This window comes from Bacillus sp. YC2 (assembly GCF_019891195.1).
Classification (GTDB): Bacteria; Bacillota; Bacilli; order Bacillales; family Bacillaceae; genus Bacillus.
Genome location: NZ_JAHXDO010000004.1, coordinates 259,158 through 279,034, shown reverse-complemented (window position 1 = coordinate 279,034; position 19,877 = coordinate 259,158). Strand labels below are relative to the sequence as shown.

22 protein-coding genes and 1 pseudogene are annotated in these 19,877 nt (G+C 45.3%); 1 reads left to right on the top strand and 22 read right to left on the bottom strand.

Features of this window, described 5'->3' with window-relative positions; translation table 11 throughout:
* Positions 1-847 (bottom strand): annotated as a pseudogene (locus KY305_RS09790) (lipase); the annotation flags it as partial.
* Positions 848-896: 49 nt separating this feature from the next.
* Here KY305_RS09790 and KY305_RS09785 point away from each other — a divergent pair.
* Positions 897-1,238 carry a DUF1433 domain-containing protein gene (locus tag KY305_RS09785; RefSeq protein ID WP_223062350.1) on the top strand — a complete coding sequence of 114 codons (342 nt, stop codon included), beginning with the start codon at positions 897-899 and terminating at the stop codon, positions 1,236-1,238.
* A gap of 280 nt (positions 1,239-1,518) precedes the next feature.
* Here the strand turns inward: KY305_RS09785 and KY305_RS09780 are convergent, their stop codons facing one another.
* The 21 genes from KY305_RS09780 to spoIIIAC form a co-directional block, all read right to left on the bottom strand.
* Entirely contained in the window at positions 1,519-1,674 is a 156-nt protein-coding gene (locus KY305_RS09780) for a hypothetical protein (protein WP_223062349.1), read from the bottom strand.
* A 111-nt stretch (positions 1,675-1,785) separates the two neighbouring features.
* Entirely contained in the window at positions 1,786-2,586 is an 801-nt protein-coding gene (gene spo0A / locus KY305_RS09775) for a sporulation transcription factor Spo0A (protein ID WP_214798605.1), read from the bottom strand.
* A gap of 279 nt (positions 2,587-2,865) precedes the next feature.
* A complete protein-coding gene (gene spoIVB, locus KY305_RS09770; protein WP_223062348.1) occupies positions 2,866-4,146 on the bottom strand; it encodes a SpoIVB peptidase in 1,281 nt (426 codons plus the stop codon).
* A 161-nt stretch (positions 4,147-4,307) separates the two neighbouring features.
* Complete coding sequence (gene recN, locus KY305_RS09765; RefSeq protein WP_223062347.1) at positions 4,308-6,038, bottom strand: DNA repair protein RecN; 1,731 nt, start codon at positions 6,036-6,038, stop codon at positions 4,308-4,310.
* A gap of 31 nt (positions 6,039-6,069) precedes the next feature.
* Positions 6,070-6,519, bottom strand: a complete 450-nt coding sequence (gene ahrC / locus KY305_RS09760; protein ID WP_061522000.1) for a transcriptional regulator AhrC/ArgR — start codon at positions 6,517-6,519, stop codon at positions 6,070-6,072.
* Between the two features lie 94 nt (positions 6,520-6,613).
* Positions 6,614-7,459, bottom strand: coding sequence for a TlyA family RNA methyltransferase (locus KY305_RS09755; protein ID WP_223062346.1), 846 nt, complete (start codon positions 7,457-7,459; stop codon positions 6,614-6,616).
* The gene (dxs, locus tag KY305_RS09750) at positions 7,456-9,357 is read right to left on the bottom strand and encodes a 1-deoxy-D-xylulose-5-phosphate synthase (protein WP_223062345.1); all 1,902 of its coding nucleotides are present in this window, start codon (positions 9,355-9,357) and stop codon (positions 7,456-7,458) included. The genes KY305_RS09755 and dxs overlap by 4 nt, the downstream gene beginning before the upstream one ends.
* Positions 9,358-9,499: 142 nt before the next feature.
* Positions 9,500-10,390: a polyprenyl synthetase family protein gene (locus tag KY305_RS09745; protein WP_223062344.1), complete on the bottom strand. Its 891-nt coding sequence runs from the start codon at positions 10,388-10,390 to the stop codon at positions 9,500-9,502.
* Positions 10,380-10,634, bottom strand: a complete 255-nt coding sequence (locus tag KY305_RS09740) for an exodeoxyribonuclease VII small subunit (protein ID WP_214798587.1) — start codon at positions 10,632-10,634, stop codon at positions 10,380-10,382. Before KY305_RS09740 ends, KY305_RS09745 begins: the two co-directional genes overlap by 11 nt.
* The gene (gene xseA / locus KY305_RS09735) at positions 10,631-11,977 is read right to left on the bottom strand and encodes an exodeoxyribonuclease VII large subunit (protein ID WP_223062343.1); all 1,347 of its coding nucleotides are present in this window, start codon (positions 11,975-11,977) and stop codon (positions 10,631-10,633) included. Before xseA ends, KY305_RS09740 begins: the two co-directional genes overlap by 4 nt.
* Before the next feature lie 124 nt (positions 11,978-12,101).
* Entirely contained in the window at positions 12,102-12,953 is an 852-nt protein-coding gene (gene folD / locus KY305_RS09730) for a bifunctional methylenetetrahydrofolate dehydrogenase/methenyltetrahydrofolate cyclohydrolase FolD (RefSeq protein ID WP_223062342.1), read from the bottom strand.
* Between the two features lie 11 nt (positions 12,954-12,964).
* Positions 12,965-13,360: a transcription antitermination factor NusB gene (nusB, locus tag KY305_RS09725; RefSeq protein ID WP_214798578.1), complete on the bottom strand. Its 396-nt coding sequence runs from the start codon at positions 13,358-13,360 to the stop codon at positions 12,965-12,967.
* 265 nt (positions 13,361-13,625) lie between these two features.
* Positions 13,626-14,033, bottom strand: coding sequence for an Asp23/Gls24 family envelope stress response protein (locus tag KY305_RS09720; RefSeq protein ID WP_214798575.1), 408 nt, complete (start codon positions 14,031-14,033; stop codon positions 13,626-13,628).
* A gap of 20 nt (positions 14,034-14,053) precedes the next feature.
* Complete coding sequence (gene accC / locus KY305_RS09715) at positions 14,054-15,406, bottom strand: acetyl-CoA carboxylase biotin carboxylase subunit (RefSeq protein WP_223062341.1); 1,353 nt, start codon at positions 15,404-15,406, stop codon at positions 14,054-14,056.
* Positions 15,407-15,420: 14 nt separating this feature from the next.
* Positions 15,421-15,897, bottom strand: a complete 477-nt coding sequence (gene accB / locus KY305_RS09710; RefSeq protein ID WP_223062340.1) for an acetyl-CoA carboxylase biotin carboxyl carrier protein — start codon at positions 15,895-15,897, stop codon at positions 15,421-15,423.
* Between the two features lie 152 nt (positions 15,898-16,049).
* Positions 16,050-16,712, bottom strand: coding sequence for a SpoIIIAH-like family protein (locus KY305_RS09705; RefSeq protein WP_223062339.1), 663 nt, complete (start codon positions 16,710-16,712; stop codon positions 16,050-16,052).
* A gap of 3 nt (positions 16,713-16,715) precedes the next feature.
* Positions 16,716-17,405 carry a stage III sporulation protein AG gene (gene spoIIIAG, locus KY305_RS09700; protein WP_223062338.1) on the bottom strand — a complete coding sequence of 230 codons (690 nt, stop codon included), beginning with the start codon at positions 17,403-17,405 and terminating at the stop codon, positions 16,716-16,718.
* The gene (spoIIIAF, locus tag KY305_RS09695) at positions 17,398-18,018 is read right to left on the bottom strand and encodes a stage III sporulation protein AF (protein WP_223062337.1); all 621 of its coding nucleotides are present in this window, start codon (positions 18,016-18,018) and stop codon (positions 17,398-17,400) included. The genes spoIIIAG and spoIIIAF overlap by 8 nt, the downstream gene beginning before the upstream one ends.
* 16 nt (positions 18,019-18,034) lie before the next feature.
* The gene (spoIIIAE, locus tag KY305_RS09690; RefSeq protein ID WP_223062336.1) at positions 18,035-19,243 is read right to left on the bottom strand and encodes a stage III sporulation protein AE; all 1,209 of its coding nucleotides are present in this window, start codon (positions 19,241-19,243) and stop codon (positions 18,035-18,037) included.
* Positions 19,244-19,262: 19 nt separating this feature from the next.
* A complete protein-coding gene (spoIIIAD, locus tag KY305_RS09685) occupies positions 19,263-19,658 on the bottom strand; it encodes a stage III sporulation protein AD (RefSeq protein ID WP_214798954.1) in 396 nt (131 codons plus the stop codon).
* Between the two features lie 12 nt (positions 19,659-19,670).
* Positions 19,671-19,877 carry a stage III sporulation protein AC gene (spoIIIAC, locus tag KY305_RS09680; RefSeq protein ID WP_003153142.1) on the bottom strand — a complete coding sequence of 69 codons (207 nt, stop codon included), beginning with the start codon at positions 19,875-19,877 and terminating at the stop codon, positions 19,671-19,673.

The following is a 19,877-nucleotide window of genomic DNA, read 5'->3' as shown; positions in this document are numbered from 1 at the left end:
GTTCGGACAGTGTTCCATTAAGCCGCTCCTTTCGGCTGAACTGCGAGAGCGAGGGATTTTTCGTATAAATCGTCGTCCCGTTATGACGGTCGTATTCATTCCAATAGCCCGCCCCGACCATGTCGTCCGGATTGATGATTGAGCGTATGTAAGGATCGTATAAGCCGCTGTTGATTTCCTTCTGTTTAGCCTCATCATGCAGTTTAACAACAGAAGGACTGTTAAAAGCTACTGCGTAAATATCATTGTTGACCGCACTGTATTCCGCTTCTGCTCCTCCCAGTGAATGTCCGGTAGTTGAAACGATTGTTGATGTTCCGTTATACTTTTTCTTCACTTCGCGTACCAGATGATCAGCTTGGTCAATTTGCGATGTTTTCGTCAACAGCTTATAGTCTCCGGTTGTGAGCATTGTGTCTTGGGAGGGAGTTCCGTTATATTTTCCGATAGTTTCAGACGTATCCTTCGCGTCTTTTTTAACAATATAATGGGCTTCTTTTTTCGGATCACTTCCGAAAACAATGCTGCCGCCGTCTGCTTTTATGCCGTCACCTATCGGGTCTTTTCCGAGATCGGTTCCTGCAAAGGCTACGACAACGTTTTTCGGATTGTTTGACTTCAACCATTTTCCGTTTTGCGCCTTTTCGCCTTGGGTTAGAACAACGGCGTCTAGCCCGGTATCCCCGTCAGCTTTTATTTGTTCAACGTACCAAGGAATATTTTTATCTGCAATAATAGGCTTATTGTTTTTTAGACTTTCTTTTAGTTTATTATAATTGTATGCATACCGACTTAGTATGTAATAGGTTTTATCAGATATTTTAGGCACTGTAATGTTCTTAACCATACAAAACTCCTCACATATACTGTAAAATAAACATTGAGAGGGTGATTCTATGAAGAAATACATTTTTATCCTTATCATCATTATTATAGCAGTTGGAGGTTTTATAATGAAGAATATTAATGATAAAAATGAACAGGCGGAACAGATTAAAGTGGCTCAAGAACGAATGGAGAAATTTATAAAAGCAAATTATGAAGGAATACATAAAGTTACATTTGAAGATAAATATAAAGTAGATCCAATGGGGGGGATAGAGGTATTTGGGTATTATAACGGTGATACATCAAACAAATTTGATGGTATTTACGATAAGACTAATGACGAGATAATGGGGCACACGATAGACGCTGTCAGAAAGAAAGAATGCAGAGATAAGGATTGCGCTTACTAAAAAAGACGCCAGATAAGTTGCCTTTTTTTTCATAATTTCTTTTACAGCCTTTAGAAAAATGTTTTTTACAACATTCTAATCTGAAATTTGAAAAGGCGAAAAATAAAATGACTGAATGCTTATATGATCCTGAGGTGGCAAAATAGGAAGTTCTTCTGCGGATGCGGAAGAAAAATCTTAATAGATGCCTTAGTTGGGGTCTTTATTTTTGTATAATCCTTTTACCAACGTTTTACGGGTTGTTTAATTTCATCCATTTTCCGTCTCTTGTCTTTTTGTCCTATGATATTACAACAGCTTCCAAGCCTTCTTCAGCTGATTTAATTTGTTCTGCGTACCCATGAATTTTAATATAAAGTGTACTTCGAATTTTTATTTTTTTATCATATACATTATTCTCATCCAATAAGTTAATAGGTTTTTGAAATAACATCATGACATTTGGCCTTCTAAATCCAATCCATTAAACATAAAAACGCCTTCTCGCCGCATGACACGCGGCAAAGAAGACGCAAATGAATAACAATGTTCCGGTAAAACCATAAGGTTATGATGCTTTATGCTCCAATCTCAGCTTATCTGCGACCATCGCGATAAATTCTGAGTTGGTTGGTTTTGCCTTTGTCATGCTTACGGTATATCCGAACAGTGAAGAAATAGAGTCGATATTTCCCCTGCTCCACGCGACTTCAATGGCGTGGCGGATTGCTCGTTCTACACGGCTTGCGGTCGTGTTGAATTTTTTGGCGATGTCGGGATAAAGAACTTTTGTGATGCTTCCGAGGAGCTCGATATCGTTATATACCATGGAAATGGCTTCACGCAAATAAAGATAGCCTTTGATATGGGCAGGCACACCGATCTCATGGATGATGCTTGTGATACTGGCATCAAGATTTTTCCGTTTCGGTTCCGGCTGGCTGCGGATGATGCTGCTTTGCGCGGACGGTGCACGGTGTGTCACGCTGCTGGCATTTCCGCTTACTTGGCGGATATGCCCGACAAGGTTTTCCATGTCAAACGGCTTAAGGATAAAATAGGATGCGCCTAAATCGACAGCTTTTTTCGTAACATCTTCCTGCCCGAACGCTGTCAGCATGATGACGTTCGGCTGCTTGGCAAGCTCTGAACCCCGAAGACGCTCCAATACCGCGAGACCGTCAAGATGCGGCATGATAATGTCTAAGACGAGCACGTCGGGATCTTTTTCTTTAAACAAAGAAAGACATTCCTGTCCGTTATACGCAACGCCGATCACTTCCATATCTTCCTGTCCCTCTATATATTCACTCAACAGGCTTACAAGCTCTCGATTATCGTCAGCAACACAAACTTTAATTTTCTCCACGTTTCTTCCTCCCCCAATGTATTAACAGGACACAACCTTTTATGACTGCTACATGTTACATTCGACAAAACCACTACTTCCCCTTTTAAAAAATCCATATTTACCAATAATAGTGGTATATCTTTGTTTTTCTAGCATTTTCTAGGTTTTTCGACTAAAAATTAAGTTTGACAAATCAGGAAACGTGAATTTGTCGAAAAATCTTCTTTTCTTATTTTACATGAATCCCAGATAGAAGTGAAGAACACAACAAATAAAAAACTGCCGGATAACCGGCAGTCAGCTTGCTTTATTTTTCCCGTATACATCAATTCCCGCTTCAGAAAGCATCCATTCGATATGAACGCCGTAGCCGCTCGTCGGGTCATTGACAAATACGTGAGTCACGGCTCCGACGACTTTCCCGTTTTGGATGATCGGGCTTCCGCTCATTCCCTGTACAATTCCGCCGGTTCTTTTCAGCAGTTTCGGGTCTGTTACCTTTATTACCATTCCCTTTGTTGCCGGGAATTTTTGAGGTGTCGTACTGACGATTTCAATGTCAAACTTCTCCACCTTGTCGTTTTCAATGACCGTAAGCATTTGTGCCGGCCCTTTTTTCACTTCGTTTGACAGGGCGACGGGAAGCGCTTTATCAGAAATGTTGTTTTCAATCGGCTGATGCAGCGTTCCGAAGATGCCGAACGGACTGTTTCGATTAATGTCCCCAATCTTTTTCCGTTCTGAGGAAAACCTCGCCAGCTTCTCGCCCGGGTTGCCGCCTGTCCCTTTTTCAATCGAGGTTACGGTAGAACGGACGATTTCCCCGTCTTCTACAACGATCGGTTTTTTCGTATCCATATCAGATATGACGTGGCCCAGTGCGCCGTATTTTTTTGTTTTCGGTTCAAAAAAAGTCATGGTGCCGATGCCGGCTGCCGAATCGCGGATGTAAAGCCCGATCCGGTATTTTCCTTCTGCCTCATCCTTTGTCGGAATAAGCTTTGTCTTAATTTTTTGATTATCGCGTTTCACCAATAAATCCAGAGATTCACCGGTTTTGCCCGCTTTTTGAATAAACGGGGCGATATCGCTCATTTTTTCAATTTTATGTCCGTTCATTTTAACAATGATGTCGCCTGCTTCTATTCCCGCTCGTTCCCCCGGAGACTTTTTTCCATCCTTTGTCATCACTTGATGAAAACCGACGACCAGGACACCGACAGAATGTAACTTGACACCGATGGACTGGCCGCCGGGAATGACCTTCAATTCAGGAAGGACACGTACTTTCGTTTTTTTAATGGGAAATCCGGCAAGATCATATACTACTTCTGACCGGCCTTGTTTTTGTCCCGTGATGCTTGTTTGGCCGTGATCTTTTTTCAGCGTAAAGGCTTCAGATAATTCACCCTTTTCAGCGCTTATGGCTGCATTTGCGGAAACAGCCTGTGTTTGGTTTTCAAAGACGCTCGTTTGCGCCGGAATCAGTAAATATTCTTTAAATGGCTTACAAAAGCCTACACTTAGTAAAGAAACAAGGAGAATTACACCTATTGCTTTTCTCATGTTATCGGGCATTCATTACTTCACTCTCCTCGCTCCTATCCCACACCACTTTCTTTTTCTGCTACATCTATACTTTTGCCTTTCTGAGCATGATTTATAACCGGCATACAAAGAAAAACATTGGATACACTGTTAGAGAAATGGAACATAAAAATAAGCTGCCTTTTAGCAGCTTATCCTGTCGTTTTTACTTGTCCGGCTTGTTTTAAAAGCTCCTTCGCATGCCTTTTTGTCAGATCGGTGACCTCGACTCCTGCGATCATCCGCCCGATTTCCGCTACCTTGTCCTGTTTGGAAAGCGGGGTGACATGGGTTGTCGTCCGGCCGTCTTTTAATTCTTTAGCGATTAAAAGATGAGTATCGGCCATAGCTGCGACCTGCGGAAGGTGTGTAATGCAAAGCACCTGTGAGCCGGTTGATACTTTATGAATTTTTTCCGCAATCGCTTGGGCAACACGGCCGCTGACTCCGGTATCAACCTCATCGAATATAATTGAGGTAACATCCTGTTGGGATGAAAAAATGCTTTTAATCGCCAGCATCACCCGTGACAATTCTCCTCCTGAGGCTACCTTTGACAGCGGTTTTAGCGGTTCGCCCGTATTTGTTGAAATTAAAAACTTTACGATATCAATGCCTTTTGGCGTCAGCTGCACCGGCTGGCCGTTTATAACCGGAGCTACATCGGCAGACGGATCGGTCTTCACGAGAAATTCTGTATCGAAAGTGGATTTCCCCATATACAGGCTTTTTAATTCTTGATGAATTTCTTCAGCTAGCTTTTTAGCCCACGCTTTTCTGATTTTTGACAAATTGGCGGCCTCTACGGCCACATCTTTACCGACAGATTCCAATTCCTTTTTCAGCGCTTCAAGGTGGCTGTCCCGGTTTTCAATCTGATCGATCTCTTCCTCTATTTTTGAGCCGTATTCCAGAATGTCTTCTACCGTCGCTCCATATTTGCGTTTGAGCTGTTTTATTTCATTTAAACGTGTTTCAATAAAATTAAGCCGTTCAGGATCAAATTCCAGTTCATCTAACAAATTGCGCATCTGAAATGTCGCATCTTCCAGCAGGTAATAAGAGCTTGAAACACTTTCGGACAGCTTTTGCAGCGGCTCATTGATATCGGAAATATCATCCAGCTGAGAAGAGGCCATCCCGACCCAATCGAGTCCCCCCTGCTCGCTGCGGAGAGCGTTATAAGCGTTTTGCAACGATTCATATATTTTTTCAAAGTTGGATATTTGCTTGCGCTCTTCTTGCAAAGTTTCGTCTTCATTCAGCTCAAGCTTCGCCGATTCGATTTCTTCAAGCTGAAATTGAATCAGATCTAACCGATGCGCCATTTCCTGCTCGCTTTCTGACAGCTGCTTTACTTTTTTAAGCAGCTTCATATAGCGGACATATCCCTCCTGGTAAGCCTGAAGTGCTGCTTCGGCTTCGATGCCTGCAAATTTATCCAAAAGCTCTAAATGCTTGTCGTCCTCCATTAACAGCTGGTTGTCGTGCTGTCCGTGAATATCTAATAAAAGTCTGCCGATTTCCCTCAAGGCTGCAATCGTTACTAATTTTCCGTTAACACGGCACACGCTTTTTCCCCCGGCATTGATATCCCGTCTCATGACAATCATGTCGTCTGATGCGTCTATTCCCTGCTGGCGGCACACCTCAAAAACGGGATGGCCGCTTTCCAGCAAAAACAGCCCTTCAAGCTCGGCCTTTTTTTCCCCGTAACGGACAAATTCAGAAGACCCGCGCCCGCCGACTAATAAGGAAACGGCGTCTATAATAATCGACTTGCCGGCACCGGTTTCCCCCGTCAGGACGGTGAGACCCCGCTCAAACGAAATCGTCAGTTCCTCTATAATGGCAAAGTTTTTTATTGATAGTTCAGCTAACAAACAGCATTCCACCTTTTATCTGATAATTACGCTACAAGAGCTCCAGCAGTCGGCTTTGGACACCTTCCGTATCTTCAGGCGTCCTGCAAATGATTAAAATTGTGTCGTCTCCGCAAATCGTGCCCATAATTTCTTCCCATTCGAGATTATCCATCAGGGCGCCAATAGCCTGGGCATTTCCCGGCATCGTTTTCAGGACGATCATATGGCTTGCCGAATCAATTTTTACAAACGCATCCATTAATGAGCGCTTCAGCTTTGACAGCGGATTAAAACGCTGATCCGCCGGAAGGCTGTATTTGTAAGAACCGGTATTGGTCGGCACCTTTACAAGATGAAGCTCTTTAATATCCCTGGAAACGGTAGCTTGGGTTACCTTATATCCCTCTTCCCGCAGCATGTCAACTAAGTCATCCTGCGTTTCAATCTCATGGCTCGTAATAAGCTCTCTGATTTTTATATGCCTTTGGCCTTTTGTCATGTCAGCACCTCTGTTTCAAGCTGTCTTGTCATTATGTTAACCGCTTCTCTTTAAAAAGTACATGATTGCAGAAAAAAGGAATAATAGCCCCCTATTATTCCGGTACATCTGCTTTTTTTGCTTTTAATGTCTGATGTGCCTCTCCTACGGTGCGAAGAATGTCTTCATCCGGCAGCTCTGCGCCGTTTTGACCTTCGCCTTCCCACCTCAGATGAAGCAGGAATTCAATATTCCCGTCTCCGCCGGTAATCGGCGAGAAAGACAGTCCTTTGCATACATACCCTTCGGCTGCGGCAAAGTGGATCATACGCCGGAGAACATCGGCGTGAACGGCAGGATCTCTGACAATGCCCTTTTTGCCGACTGATTCCCGTCCGGCTTCAAACTGCGGCTTTACGAGTGCGATACAATCGCTCCCGGGCACAAGCAGCGTTTTTAACACCGGCAGAATTAAGCGGAGAGAAATGAAAGAAACATCGATTGTGGCGAATTCCGGCAAGCCTTTTGTAAAGTCGGAAGGCTCCGAGTAGCGGAAATTCGTCCGCTCCATCACCACAACCCTCGCATCCTGTCTCAGCTTCCACGCAAGCTGATTGTAGCCGACATCTACCGCATAGGATTGTTTTGCGCCGTTTTGCAGGGCGCAATCCGTAAATCCTCCCGTCGATGAGCCGATGTCAATCATGATTTTTCCTTCAACTGAAACGGGAAATTCCTCCAGAGCTTTTTCGAGCTTTAATCCGCCTCTGCTTACGTATTTGAGAGGATTCCCTTTTATCATTAGCGGAAGGTCCCGGGCAATTTTTTCACCCGGTTTGTCCAATCGGTTTTCATTTGAGTAGACGATGCCCGCCATAATGGCGCGCTTCGCTTTTTCCCGCGTTTCTGCGAGTCCTTTTTCTACAAGAAGTACGTCTAATCGTTCTTTTTTTGCTGTCATGATCCAATTCCTTTATGTGTCTTCGGCGGCATCAGCAGTCTGATCCGGTTAATGGCCTCCGTTTTTGTCAGCCCGATCTCTTCGAGAAGTGCGGTTACACTTCCGTGTTCAATAAATCGGTCAGGTATCCCCATTCGGTCAATCTGCGTATGGTACATGCCGAGGTCATGAGCGAATTCAAGTATCGTGCTTCCGAACCCGCCTTCAAGCACGGCTTCTTCAATCGTTAATATCGGCAGTCCTTCGTTAAGGATGGCCTTCATCATTTGTTTGTCAATCGGTTTAATAAAACGCGCATTTACAACACGTACTGAAAGGCCTTCTTTTTGCAGCTCTTCAGCGGCTTCAAGCGCCATTTCAATGGTCGTGCCGAACGTTAAAATAACCGCGTCCTTCCCGGGGCGGAGAACTTCCCATGTTCCGATCGGAATGGTTTTCAGCTCTTCATCCATTTTCACGCCGAGCCCGTTTCCGCGCGGAAAGCGCATGGCAATCGGTCCTTCCTCATAGCTGAGTGCAGTGTTTACCATATGGCGTCCTTCATTTTCGTCCTTCGGCATCATTAAGACGAGGTTCGGAATATGGCGCAAAAAGGCGATGTCAAATACGCCTTGGTGTGTCTCACCGTCTGCACCGACTAATCCGGCGCGGTCAATGCCGATAAATACATTCGCGTTCTGGCGGCAGATGTCATGGACAACCTGATCGTAAGCCCGCTGCAAAAACGTTGAATAGATCGCGAGAAACGGCTTCATGCCCTGAAGCGCCATGCCGGCTGCCATCGTTGCCGCATGCTGTTCTGCAATCCCCACGTCAAACATGCGTTCAGGAAATTCTTTCGCGAAGCCTTCCAGCTTTGAGCCGACAGGCATTGCCGGTGTAATGGCGACGATTCTGTCATCTTTGCGTGCAAGCTCCTGCACCGTGCCGCTGACGAGGCCGCTCCATGAAGGGGCTGCGGCTTTCGGCTTGACAAAATCACCCGTATTGATTTTGTAAGGACCCGTACCGTGCCACGTGCCGATGGTGTCAGATTCAGCCGGCTTATAACCTTTACCCTTTTTAGTGATGACATGCAAAAGGACGGGGCCTTTTGTTTTTTTGGCATACTGCAGGTTTTCAAACAGTTCGCTGTAAGAATGCCCGTCGACCGGTCCTAAATACGTAAAGCCCAGCTCTTCAAAAAACATTCCCGACACAAGCATATATTTTAAGCTGTCTTTAATCCGTTCAGCCGTTGCAGCCAGTTTTCCGCCTACTGCAGGAATCCTCTTGAATAAATATTCAAGCTCATCTTTCACCCATTGATATTTGCCGGCCGTCCGAAGGCGCCCGAGCATAGAATGAATTGCCCCGACATTCGGCGCAATACTCATTTCATTATCATTAAGGATGACGATCATGTCTTTTTTTTCATCTCCGATATGGTTCAGCGCTTCAAGCGCCATTCCGCCGGTTAATGCACCGTCGCCGATAATCGGAATGATGTATTCTTTCGTTCCTTTAATATCGCGGGCGGCTGCCATTCCCATTGCGCCTGAAAGGGAGGTCGAGCTGTGCCCGGTTTCCCATACGTCATGCTCGCTTTCGCTGCGCTTCGGGAAGCCGCAAAGCCCTTTATATTGGCGCAAGGTTTCAAATTCCTTGCCGCGTCCGGTCAACAGTTTGTGAACGTAGGACTGGTGTCCGACGTCCCATAAAAATTTATCTTTCGGACTGTCAAATTCTTTGTGCAGCGCGATTGTCAGCTCGACAACGCCGAGATTGGGCCCGATATGGCCGCCTGAGGCAGAAAGCGTCGTAATTAAAAAATTGCGGATTTCCTCACTCAGCTCTTCCAGCTGCTCAATTGACATGTTTTTAAGAAATGACGGGTCCTGTATTGATAAAAGATCCAAAGCGGATCAACTCACTTTCAGCATGAATTTCTGCAAATTAAACAGTGTCTTTTTATCAAAAGAAAAAGACTTATTCTGTATTTTCATCGAAACTGCTTACATTTTACCATATCAGCGGCAGCCCCTTCAAATCAGGATCGTTTTAATGATCTCTCGCCGCTATTAAGTCGCAAAGATCATACAAAAGCTCTTTCTGCAGAGAAAGCCCGCTGATGATCTGTTTCGCTTCGCTTATATGATAAGCGAGCTTTTGTTTCGCGCCTTCTAACGTCAAGAGCGAAGGATATGTTGATTTGTCATTTGTGGAATCTGAGCCGACAGGTTTGCCGATTTTCTCTTCATTTCCTTCAATGTCAAGAATGTCGTCCCGGATTTGAAACCCGATGCCGATATGGCTGCTGAATCGGCGCAGTCTTTCGATTTCATCTTCCGGCGCATCCGCCAAAATAGCGCCCGCCGTCACAGAAAAGCCGAGAAGCTTTGCCGTTTTCCGCTCATGAATCGATTCCAGCTCTTCCAAGGTAACTTGCCTTTGCTCCGCTTCCATATCGGCTATCTGCCCGCCGACCATTCCTTCTGTGCCGGCGGCGGTGATCAGTTCATTCACGAGACGAAGCCGTTTATTTGCTGAGACCGCATCAGATACATGGGCTGTAATCAGTTTAAAGCTTTCCGTCAGGAGTCCGTCTCCGGCCAATACAGCCGTCGCTTCTCCGAACACTTTATGGTTGGTCGGTTTTCCGCGCCGCAAATCATCATCATCCATACACGGCAGATCGTCGTGGATCAGGGAATAAGTATGGATCATTTCAACTGCGCAGCCGACAGGAATCCCGTCTTTTTCATCTTTACCGTAGGCATTCAGCACGGCTAAGACGACGAGGGGGCGAAGTCTCTTTCCGCCCGCTTCCAAAGAATACAGCATAGACTTTTTAAGGGAGTCAGGCATCGCCAAACGTTCTGTATACAAAGAAAGCTGCTGTTCAATCGTTTTTTTGCGCGATGCTAAAAATGCTTCCAGTTTATTTGTCACCTTCGTCTTCCTCCTGAACGCTGAAAGGTGCAAGTTCCCCGTCATCTTTTAAAATAAAGTCCATTTGCTTTTCGACATGCTGCAGTTTTTCATGGCACATTTTAGAAAGAGCCATTCCTTCTTGAAAATAGTTAATCGCCTGCTCAAGCGGCACATCTCCTTCTTCAAGCTTTGCCACTATGCTTTCAAGGCCTTTCATCGCCTCTTCAAATGTCATCGTTTCACTTTTTTTGATTTCTGTCATTTTTGTTCGCCTCTCTTTTGCAATACTTCACACGTCAGGACACCGTCAGTCAGTTTTACTTCAAGCTGATCGTTTTGTTCGACTTGATCGACACTTTTAATCAGCTCTTCTTCTTTGTAGGCCAGGCTGTATCCTCTCTCCATTACGTGCAGCGGGCTTAATGCATTTAGTTTACCAAGAACCGTTTGAAACTGCGAGTGAAGCTGCTTCATTTGAAAGTTCATGCTTCGCGTCAGCTGATTTGTGCGATCCTCGTACCGTTTTCTCGCCTGCTTCAGCTGGGCCTCGGGATGGAGTGCGGATAATCTGTAAGTGTCACGCTCCAGCTGTCTGTGCTTTCGGTCTAAAAGCGCTGTCAGCTGTGTTTGGAACTGCTGATACATCAGATCAAACTGCTGCTCTTTTTGTGTGTACAAGCGTTTCGGGAAACGGAATGCGTATGAAGACTGCAGGGTCTGAACCCGCTCTTTTTTCTGGCTGATGTGCTGCTGCATCGCTCTTGTCAATCGGACTTCTGCCGTTTTTGTCCGTTCCATTAAGTCAGTCGTGTGCGGAACGGCAATTTCTGCCGCTCCTGTCGGCGTTGCGGCCCGGATATCTGCGACAAAGTCACTGATGGTGAAGTCCGTTTCGTGCCCGACCGCGGAAATAATCGGGATGGCTGAAGAAAAGATGGCACGGGCCACGATCTCTTCGTTAAATGCCCACAATTCTTCAATCGAACCTCCTCCTCTTCCGACAATCAGGACGTCACACATCTGTTGTGCGTTTGCTTCTTCAATGCGCTTAACAATCGACCTGCTGGCATTTTCACCCTGAACGAGCGCGGGAAGAATAATGACTTTCACGAGGGGATATCTTCTTTTAAGAGTGGTAATTACGTCTCTGACAGCCGCTCCCGTCGGAGACGTCACAACCCCGATCGTAGCTGGAAAAGCGGGGATTTCCTGTTTATGGCGTTCATCAAATAACCCTTCACCGGCAAGTTTTTTCTTTAATTCTTCATACGCTAAGTAAAGCGCTCCCACTCCGTCCGGCTGCATTTCTTTTGCATACAATTGATAGCTTCCGCTCGGTTCATACACGGAGATGCCGCCTCTGACGATCACCTTCATCCCGTCTTCCGGTTTAAACGGCAGGCGTGAGCTCTGCCTTTGAAACATGACAGCCTGCATGCGGGCCTGTTCGTCTTTTAAAGTAAAATAGATGTGGCCTCTCGTATGTATTTTAACGTTGGAAAGCTCTCCCTTAATCCAAATATCTTCAAGATGAGGGTCTACATCGAATTTTCGTTTAATGTATTTTGTCAGTGCGGAAACCGTGACATATGCTGCTTCACCCATGTCCTGCACTCCTTTCATAAAGGCTTTTTGCCCTAAACTAAGAAAACCCGCTTTGGCTGAAAGGAGCCTTAAGAAGCGGGTATCATGCTCATTGTCACACCGCGGTGTGATTGTCTCCGGTTATCTATGATAACGTACGTCTGGCAGATTTAACAGTATTATGCGCAAGCATCGTGATGGTCATCGGACCTACTCCGCCCGGCACTGGCGTGATGAAGGATGCTTTTTCTTTCGCTTCATCAAACTGAACGTCTCCGCAAAGCTTTCCGCTTTCGAGACGGTTGACGCCGACATCAATGACAATGGCGCCTTCTTTGATTTGATCGGCTTTGATGAAGTTCGCTTTACCGACCGCAACCACAAGAATATCTGCTTTTTTTGTATGCTCAGACATATTTTTTGTACGGGAATGGCAATATGTGACGGTCGCATTTTCGTTCAGCAGCAGCTGGCCGACCGGTTTACCGACTATATTGCTTCGTCCGACTACAACAACTTCTTTGCCGGAAAGGTCTGTGTTTGTTTTTTTCAATAACTCAACAATTCCGTGCGGCGTGCATGGAAGAAACGTATCTTCGCCAAGCAGCATTTTCCCGACGTTGAGAGGATGGAAGCCGTCAACGTCTTTATCAGGGGATATCCGCTCAATTACCGCTTTTTCGGAAATATGATCCGGAAGCGGCAGCTGAACGAGAATTCCGTGAAACTCAGGGTTTTGGTTGTACTGATCAATGATATCAAGAAGCTCCGCCTCGGTTAAGCTTGAGTCAAAGCGGTCAAGCTTAAAATTCATTCCCATTGTTTCAGCCGCTTTTTTCTTGCCTGTGACATATGAAACAGAAGCGGGATCGTCCCCGATTAAAATGACCGCTAAGCCCGGCACTACGCCTTGTGCTTTCAGCTCTTCTACTTCTTTTGCCAATTGTTCGCGTTTTTCTTTTGCCGTTTCTTTTCCGTCGATGATTGTTGCAGTCATTTTCTTTCCTCCTATGATTGTTCAATATCAGTTTTAATGTTAGAAAGAACCCCGTTTACGAATTTTGCAGCTTTATCGTCGCCAAACCGTTTTGCCAGCTCGATTGCTTCGTTTAATGACACGTTTGCAGGAATGTCGTCTGCATAAACCATTTCATAAACCGCCAATCGCAGGATCGCGCGGTCCACGTTTGCTATCCGATCAAGTTTCCAATTGACAAGATGGCCGGAAATCATTTCATCCAGCTGAACTTGATGCTCAATCACTCCGTATACCAGCTCTTCAAAAAAGGAATCGGTTTTTTCCTCATCAAGCGCATGCGTAATGGCCTCGTTCGGTGCAATATCGCTGACATCAATCTGAAAAAGTGCCTGCAAAGCTTTTTCTCTAGCTGTTCTTCTTTTCATTTTCTTTCTCCTTCAGATCCGCTTTATCTGCTTGTCGTTAAGCCTAAAGAGATCATAACATATTTTTTTCTCAATCGCATGTCGAAATTCAGGTTTTTTCACCCTAATACCGAATAATTTTATCAGCCCTTTTAATTTCATTCGGATTTCACAGCATGAAGAAACTCGGCTGCCGATATGTAAGCCGGCTTTCTTCATGCCTGAAATGAAGGGTAACGTATAAAAAACCAAAGGGCTGCCCATCCCCTTGGTTTTTATACGCTCATTACATTTCTTCGTCGATTTCGACTTCTTGGGCCTTCGTGTCAAATTGAATGCCGACGATATGAATATTAATTTCATTAATGGTCAGAGACGTCATGTTTAATAAGGTTTGGCGAATGTTCTCCTGAACGCTTGCCGCCACTTTCGGGATTGAGATCCCGAATTGAACAACGCAGTAGACGTCAATGATAATCCCGTCATCGGCTAAATCGACCTTTACGCCTTTGCCGTGATTGATTTTGCCGAAGCGTTCCACAACGCCGGTGGCGAAATTGCCCCGCATTTCAGCGACGCCTTCTACCTCGGATGCGGCGATGCCGGCGATGACTTCAATGACCTCAGGAGCAATCTCAACCTTACCTAAATGAGCTTCATCGTGATCCATTTTAAGCAAACCGTTGTCTTTCATTCAATTCACCTCCACAAAAATTATGAGCCCATTACATCATATGTTTCTAAAAACTTTGTATTAAACTCACCGCTGACAAATGTTTCGTGTTCAAGCAGTTTCAGATGGAACGGAATGGTTGTTTCGATGCCTTCGATGACGAATTCGCTTAACGCGCGCTTCATTCGTGCGATCGCTTCATCCCTCGTTTTTCCGTATGTGATGAGTTTGGCAATCATGCTGTCGTAATACGGCGGGATCGAATAGCCCGGATATGCGGCTGAATCGACACGGACGCCGAGTCCGCCCGGCGGCAGGTACATTTTAATTTCACCCGGTGAAGGCATGAAGTTTTTCGCAGGATTTTCAGCGTTGATGCGGCATTCAATTGCCCAGCCGTTAAATTCAACGTCTTCCTGTCTAAGCGAGAGCTCCTGTCCGGATGCCACTTTGATCTGTTCTTTAATCAGATCCGTGCCCGTTACCATTTCTGTAACCGGGTGTTCTACTTGAATACGCGTGTTCATCTCCATAAAGTAGTAGCGCTGTTCTCTATAGTCATAAATGAACTCAACTGTGCCCGCTCCGGTATAACCGACGGCTTGCGCTGCTTTTACCGCAGCTTCGCCCATCTGTTCCCTGATGTCAGAATCAAGCGCCGGTGACGGTGTTTCTTCCAGCAGCTTTTGCAGGCGTCTTTGAATGGAGCAATCACGTTCTCCGAGATGAATCGTGTTTCCGTAATTGTCCGCAAGCACCTGAATTTCAACGTGGCGGAAATCTTCTATGTACTTCTCGATGTACACACCCGGATTTCCGAATGCCGTAGCGGCTTCCTGCTGGGTAATTTTAATGCCTTTGATCAATTCTTCTTCTGTGCGCGCAACCCGGATGCCTTTTCCGCCTCCGCCCGCAGTAGCTTTTATAATGACAGGATACCCAATATCACGTGCAAGTGAAACCGCTTCTTCGGTATTTTTTATAATTCCTTTTGAACCGGGTACGATCGGTACACCGGCAAGCTGCATCGTATCACGTGCGATATCTTTTGTCCCCATTTTAGAAATGGCGTCCGCCGTAGGCCCGACAAACGTCACGTTTACTTCAGCGCATAACTCGGCAAAATCGGCGTTTTCAGCCAAAAAGCCGTATCCCGGATGGATCGCATCGGTTCCGGTCAGTTTTGCGACACTGACGATGTTTGTCACATTTAAATAGCTGTCTTTTGATGCTTTCGGTCCGATACAAAAAGCCTCATCGGCCATTTGGACATGAAGGGCGTCTTTATCGGCTTCAGAATAAACGGCGACAGTTTCAATGCCCAGCTCTTTACAAGCCCGGATGATTCTGACGGCAATTTCTCCTCGGTTGGCGATCAATAGCTTTTTTATCATAATGGCAGGTCTCCTTACTCAGCTTTTACAAGAAATAGAGGTTGTCCGTATTCGACCAGCTGGCCGTTTTCAACTAACACTTCAACGATTTCTCCTTTAACTTCCGCTTCGATCTCGTTAAAGAGTTTCATTGCTTCGACGATACAAACCACTGTATTTTCGCTCACTTTTGAGCCTTGGTTCACATAAGGGCCGGCTTCCGGTGATGAAGAAGCGTAAAACGTTCCTACCATCGGTGACGTGATTTTGTGAAGATTCTCATCTTGTTTCGGCGCTTCTTGCGCAGGAGCAGCTTCCTGCACTTCCGGTTTTGCAGCCTGCGGAGCAGGAGCAGCGGCAGGAACAGCCTGGGCTTGTCCTGTTACGTGCACAGCCGGCGCCTCATTTTTTTTCAGTTTTAAGCTTACGCCTTCATTTTCATAAATAAATTCATCAATGGATGATTCATCAATTCGTTTTATCAGTTCATGAATTTCGTTGATATTTAACATCAGTTCCACTCCTATGTATAAAAATAGAAATTTATAGGTTGCTACTAAAAGTACATACTATGTTTATCTTACAGGAGCGGTTGAGTAAATTCAACTGTGATCTAAAATGACATCAGAAAAGCCCGCAGCGTATGCGGGCGGTTATTGACTCTTTATTTGGACGGTTCAAATGTGACGGCGACATCCTTCATCGTCTTGATTTCTTTGGCGACAAGGTCAATGATGGCGGAAGCTTTTGCGTTTGAGTGTTTGTCTGACTTTACTGTAATGTTGATTTTGTCTCCTTCGGCGTTAACGAGTGCATCTTTGTAGCCTTGTGTTTTAATTAAGGTTTCGAGCTGCTTTTCCGTTCCTTCGGCGTCACTGAGAGCGGTCATTTTATCGTAGGCTTCGCTTTTTTCCTTTGCAGTTGCATCATCGCTTGACACGATGCTGTTTAATTGTTCTCTCTCTTTGCTCCGGGCATCTTCCAGTTCCATGCGGTATGCCGTGAATAAGTTGTCGTCAGCTGTTTGCGTGACGACAGTGCCGTCTTTTTCTGAAGCTTCGGCTGATGTTTCTTTATCCTCTTTTGTGCCTTTAGAGTCTTTAGAATCTTTCGTGCCTTTTATGCCGTCTTCTTTTTCCATTTTAGGCTCGCTTTTTTCCTTTGTTTCTTCTTTAGCCGGCGTTTTTTCAGTGGCGATTTCTCCGCTGCTTTTTTCACTTTTCATTTGCACGGCATTTTTGCTTTCCGGCGACATAATATAGTAAACACTTAATACCACGACGAGACTGAGCATTGTTAAAAGCCAAACTGTTTGTTTTTTCAGCATAATTTATGAATCCTCCTTGATTTTTTTAGGGGCAACCGCTACACGGTAGCTGGGAACGTCCAGAACCCTTGTGACGGCATCAATGATGGTTTTTTTTATTTGAACGTTGTCCACTCCTTGAGCGACAACGAGTACACCGCGTATGTCAGGCTTTTTCGTTTGGACGACGACCGGCGTTTCCTGATCCCCGTTTCGTATCATGACGATTTCTTCTTCAGAGGTTTGGTCGGTGACGCTTCTTTTGCCGCCTTGTTTGTCTGTTTCCTCAGTTACGGTATTTTTTTTCGTTTTGTTTTTCTCAAACACTTTTAAAGACGTTGCGTCTACATTTACAACAATTGAGACGTCCTCCACGCCGATAATCGTCTCAAGGATTTCTTTCAGCTGGTTTTCGTATTCTCTCTCATAATCATCGATCGTGTTTTTGGTGCTGCTGTCTTTTGAAGCCTTAAAGACGGGAGCCGTTTTTTGATCGTTTTGCCCCGTTTGAGTCGATATTGCGGTTTGGGCCGCTTGGTTTTTCCCGGTTTTCTCCGGTGAAGACAGCAGCTGGCTGACAAGCATGAAGGATACCCCCAGAACAAACACGAACAGAAAGTAGTGGTATTTTGTCAGTTTCGGTTTTTCTCCGTCTTTCGCCTGTCCGAACATCAGCTGTTTTTTCAGCATGTTCCATAATCCGTTTTTATTCATGGCCGTTTTTCTCCCCGCCTTCCATATAAACCGTAATCTTCTCACTGCCGATTTCCCATATATCCGCAAGTTTTCTTTTAATGTCGCCGGCTTTCTTTTTCTCAGCGGCGTCAGTTGGTTCGTATTTGCGGTCTGTGCGGATGTCGATCGGTGCGACGGTTTGCACGGTTTTTTCAGAAGATGGGGCCATATACACGCTGATCGATTTTACATCTTCTTCTGAACGAACCTGTTCTCCCGCTGTAAGGCGGATGTCGTCTACTTTGTATTCGTCATGACTGAACATCTCCTCCGCTTTCTTTTTTAGTTGGACAGCCATTTCTTCTAAAACATATGCGCGACTTGATGCTTGTATTTCTTTTTTTTCTGAATTGATTTGATTTTTTATGTCAGCCGATTGAGATTGCTCTTGTTTTGTCAAATAATCAAAGATGACTTCCGGGTCTGTTTTGAAAAGTGTAAAGATCGGATTGAGCATGACGACGATTAACAGCAGGCTGACAACCATTTTCGCGTATTTTTGCATACTGGAGCTGGGCAGAAGCATGTCGATGACGATTGCAAAGAAGATAAATAAAATGATGCTTGTCAGCCATTCTGTTAAAAAGCTCATATACAAAAGGCCCCCTTTATTTCATCATCATGGTGAGGTTGCCGGCTGTGATAATGACGGTGATGCTGAGGAAAAACATGAGAGAGACGATAGCGAGCGCCGCAAATATATACAGCACGCTCCTGCTGATGACGCCGAGACAGGTAATAACGGGTCCGCCTCCAAGCGGCTGAAGGATAGCGGCCGCAAGCTTATAAATAAAGGCGAGAGAAAGCACTTTAATCGCGGGGAAAGCAGAAATGCAGATCAAAATCCCGACTCCGAGCAATCCCACCGTATTTTTTAATAGAAGAGAAGCGCTGATCACTGTGTCCGTCGCATCCGTAAACATCCGGCCGAGCACGGGAATAAAATTTCCCGTAATAAATTTTGCCGTTCTGAGCGTAATCCCATCCGTCACGGCAGCCGATGCGCCCTGAACGGAGATAACCCCGAGAAAGACGGTGAGAAAAACCGCGAGCGCCCCGATCGCGATATTTCTGAGCAGGTTGGCAAGCTGCGTCACCTTATACTGATCTGTCATCGTGCTGACGATGCTTAAAATGGCGGATAGGAAGATAAGCGGCATGACGATGTTTTGAATAAGAAGGCCGCTCGTATTCATCAGAAATAAAATAACGGGGTGAAAAAAGGCCGCAGAGACGGCTCCCCCGGAAGACGCCATCAGAGCCAGCAGCATCGGGATGAGCGCGAGAATGAAGCTGGTCATCGTTTGTATCGCTTCACTTGCATAATTGACGGCTATATGAAAGCTGTTTAAAGCGAGAATGATGAGCACCATATAGACAATCGCATAAGCGACCTTACTCACGGTGCTTTGCTGAAACGCATTTTGCAGCAGCTGAAGAATGACACAAAAAATGGTGAGCAGAATCAAGGTGCCGAGAAGCTTGCCGTTTGCGAGCACCTCATGAAACAGATAGGAAAACAGAGCCTTCAGCCATTCCTGCGGTGAAAATTTCTTTTCGCCGTTGATAAAGTCAATGATGCTTCCCTTTTGGCTTTCAGGCAGAAGGCCGCCGTATTCAGTCATGATGTCATCCCAAAACTTTCCGATGCCTTCTGTTTTCAGCGCTTCGGCCTGCTTTTTAGCCACTTCTTCAGCCGATTCTTGCGGGATTGCGGTTTCCTGCGCCGCACCGTTCGTTCCGGCAGCTTGTACATATTCCGTTTGAAGACATAAGATGATGAACAAAAAAGCCCCCATCCACCGAAAGCGCTTCATTTTTTGTGCCTCCTTTCTTTTATGATGAAGAAGGAATAAGTCCGAGAATCGTTTCAATAATAACGGTTAAAATCGGCACAGCCATCACGAGAATTAAGATTTTTCCCGCGAGCTCTATTTTTGAAGCAATCGCTCCCTGGCCCGCATCCTTCGTAAGCTGCGCCCCGAATTCAGCGATATAGGCAATGCCGATAATCTTTAAAATGGTTTCCACATAAACCATATTGACCTTTGCGTTGACAGCTATTTTTTCAATCATTCTGATAATGTCATAGATCTGGTCGACGAGATAAAGAAAGATCACACAGCCGCTGAAGACGACAATCATAAACGCGAATGTCGGTTTCTGTTCTTTTACGATCAGGGAGAGAAATGTAGCGATCAGCCCTAAACCTACAATTTGAACAATTTCAATCTGTAAGCCCCCCTATCCTTGAAATAGAAACACAGCTTTGATCTTTTTAAAAAGGTCATCGACAATCGTCGCCACCATAAATAAAATATAGATAAAGCCAAGCAGCGTCACCCATTGGGCGTATTCTTTTTTTCCCATTTGGTCCAATATGGTGTGGAGAAATGCGACCACGATACCGACTCCGGCGATTTGAAAAATGACATTTACGTCGACTCCCAT

What these genes read in the sequence shown, in the direction of transcription:
- KY305_RS09705 (WP_223062339.1), bottom strand. Translation starts at nt 16,712, where the DNA reads ATGCTGAAAAAACAAACAGTTTGGCTTTTAACAATGCTCAGTCTCGTC.
- spoIVB (WP_223062348.1), bottom strand. Translation starts at nt 4,146, where the DNA reads ATGCCCGATAACATGAGAAAAGCAATAGGTGTAATTCTCCTTGTTTCT.
- folD (WP_223062342.1), bottom strand. Translation starts at nt 12,953, where the DNA reads ATGACTGCAACAATCATCGACGGAAAAGAAACGGCAAAAGAAAAACGC.
- accB (WP_223062340.1), bottom strand. Translation starts at nt 15,897, where the DNA reads ATGTTAAATATCAACGAAATTCATGAACTGATAAAACGAATTGATGAA.
- spoIIIAE (WP_223062336.1), bottom strand. Translation starts at nt 19,243, where the DNA reads ATGAAGCGCTTTCGGTGGATGGGGGCTTTTTTGTTCATCATCTTATGT.
- KY305_RS09785 (WP_223062350.1), top strand. Translation starts at nt 897, where the DNA reads ATGAAGAAATACATTTTTATCCTTATCATCATTATTATAGCAGTTGGA.
- spoIIIAC (WP_003153142.1), bottom strand. Translation starts at nt 19,877, where the DNA reads ATGGGAGTCGACGTAAATGTCATTTTTCAAATCGCCGGAGTCGGTATC.
- KY305_RS09780 (WP_223062349.1), bottom strand. Translation starts at nt 1,674, where the DNA reads ATGATGTTATTTCAAAAACCTATTAACTTATTGGATGAGAATAATGTA.
- accC (WP_223062341.1), bottom strand. Translation starts at nt 15,406, where the DNA reads ATGATAAAAAAGCTATTGATCGCCAACCGAGGAGAAATTGCCGTCAGA.
- xseA (WP_223062343.1), bottom strand. Translation starts at nt 11,977, where the DNA reads ATGGGTGAAGCAGCATATGTCACGGTTTCCGCACTGACAAAATACATT.
- nusB (WP_214798578.1), bottom strand. Translation starts at nt 13,360, where the DNA reads ATGAAAAGAAGAACAGCTAGAGAAAAAGCTTTGCAGGCACTTTTTCAG.
- spoIIIAG (WP_223062338.1), bottom strand. Translation starts at nt 17,405, where the DNA reads ATGAATAAAAACGGATTATGGAACATGCTGAAAAAACAGCTGATGTTC.
- spoIIIAF (WP_223062337.1), bottom strand. Translation starts at nt 18,018, where the DNA reads ATGAGCTTTTTAACAGAATGGCTGACAAGCATCATTTTATTTATCTTC.
- ahrC (WP_061522000.1), bottom strand. Translation starts at nt 6,519, where the DNA reads ATGACAAAAGGCCAAAGGCATATAAAAATCAGAGAGCTTATTACGAGC.
- KY305_RS09755 (WP_223062346.1), bottom strand. Translation starts at nt 7,459, where the DNA reads ATGACAGCAAAAAAAGAACGATTAGACGTACTTCTTGTAGAAAAAGGA.
- KY305_RS09720 (WP_214798575.1), bottom strand. Translation starts at nt 14,033, where the DNA reads ATGAAAGACAACGGTTTGCTTAAAATGGATCACGATGAAGCTCATTTA.
- KY305_RS09740 (WP_214798587.1), bottom strand. Translation starts at nt 10,634, where the DNA reads ATGACAGAAATCAAAAAAAGTGAAACGATGACATTTGAAGAGGCGATG.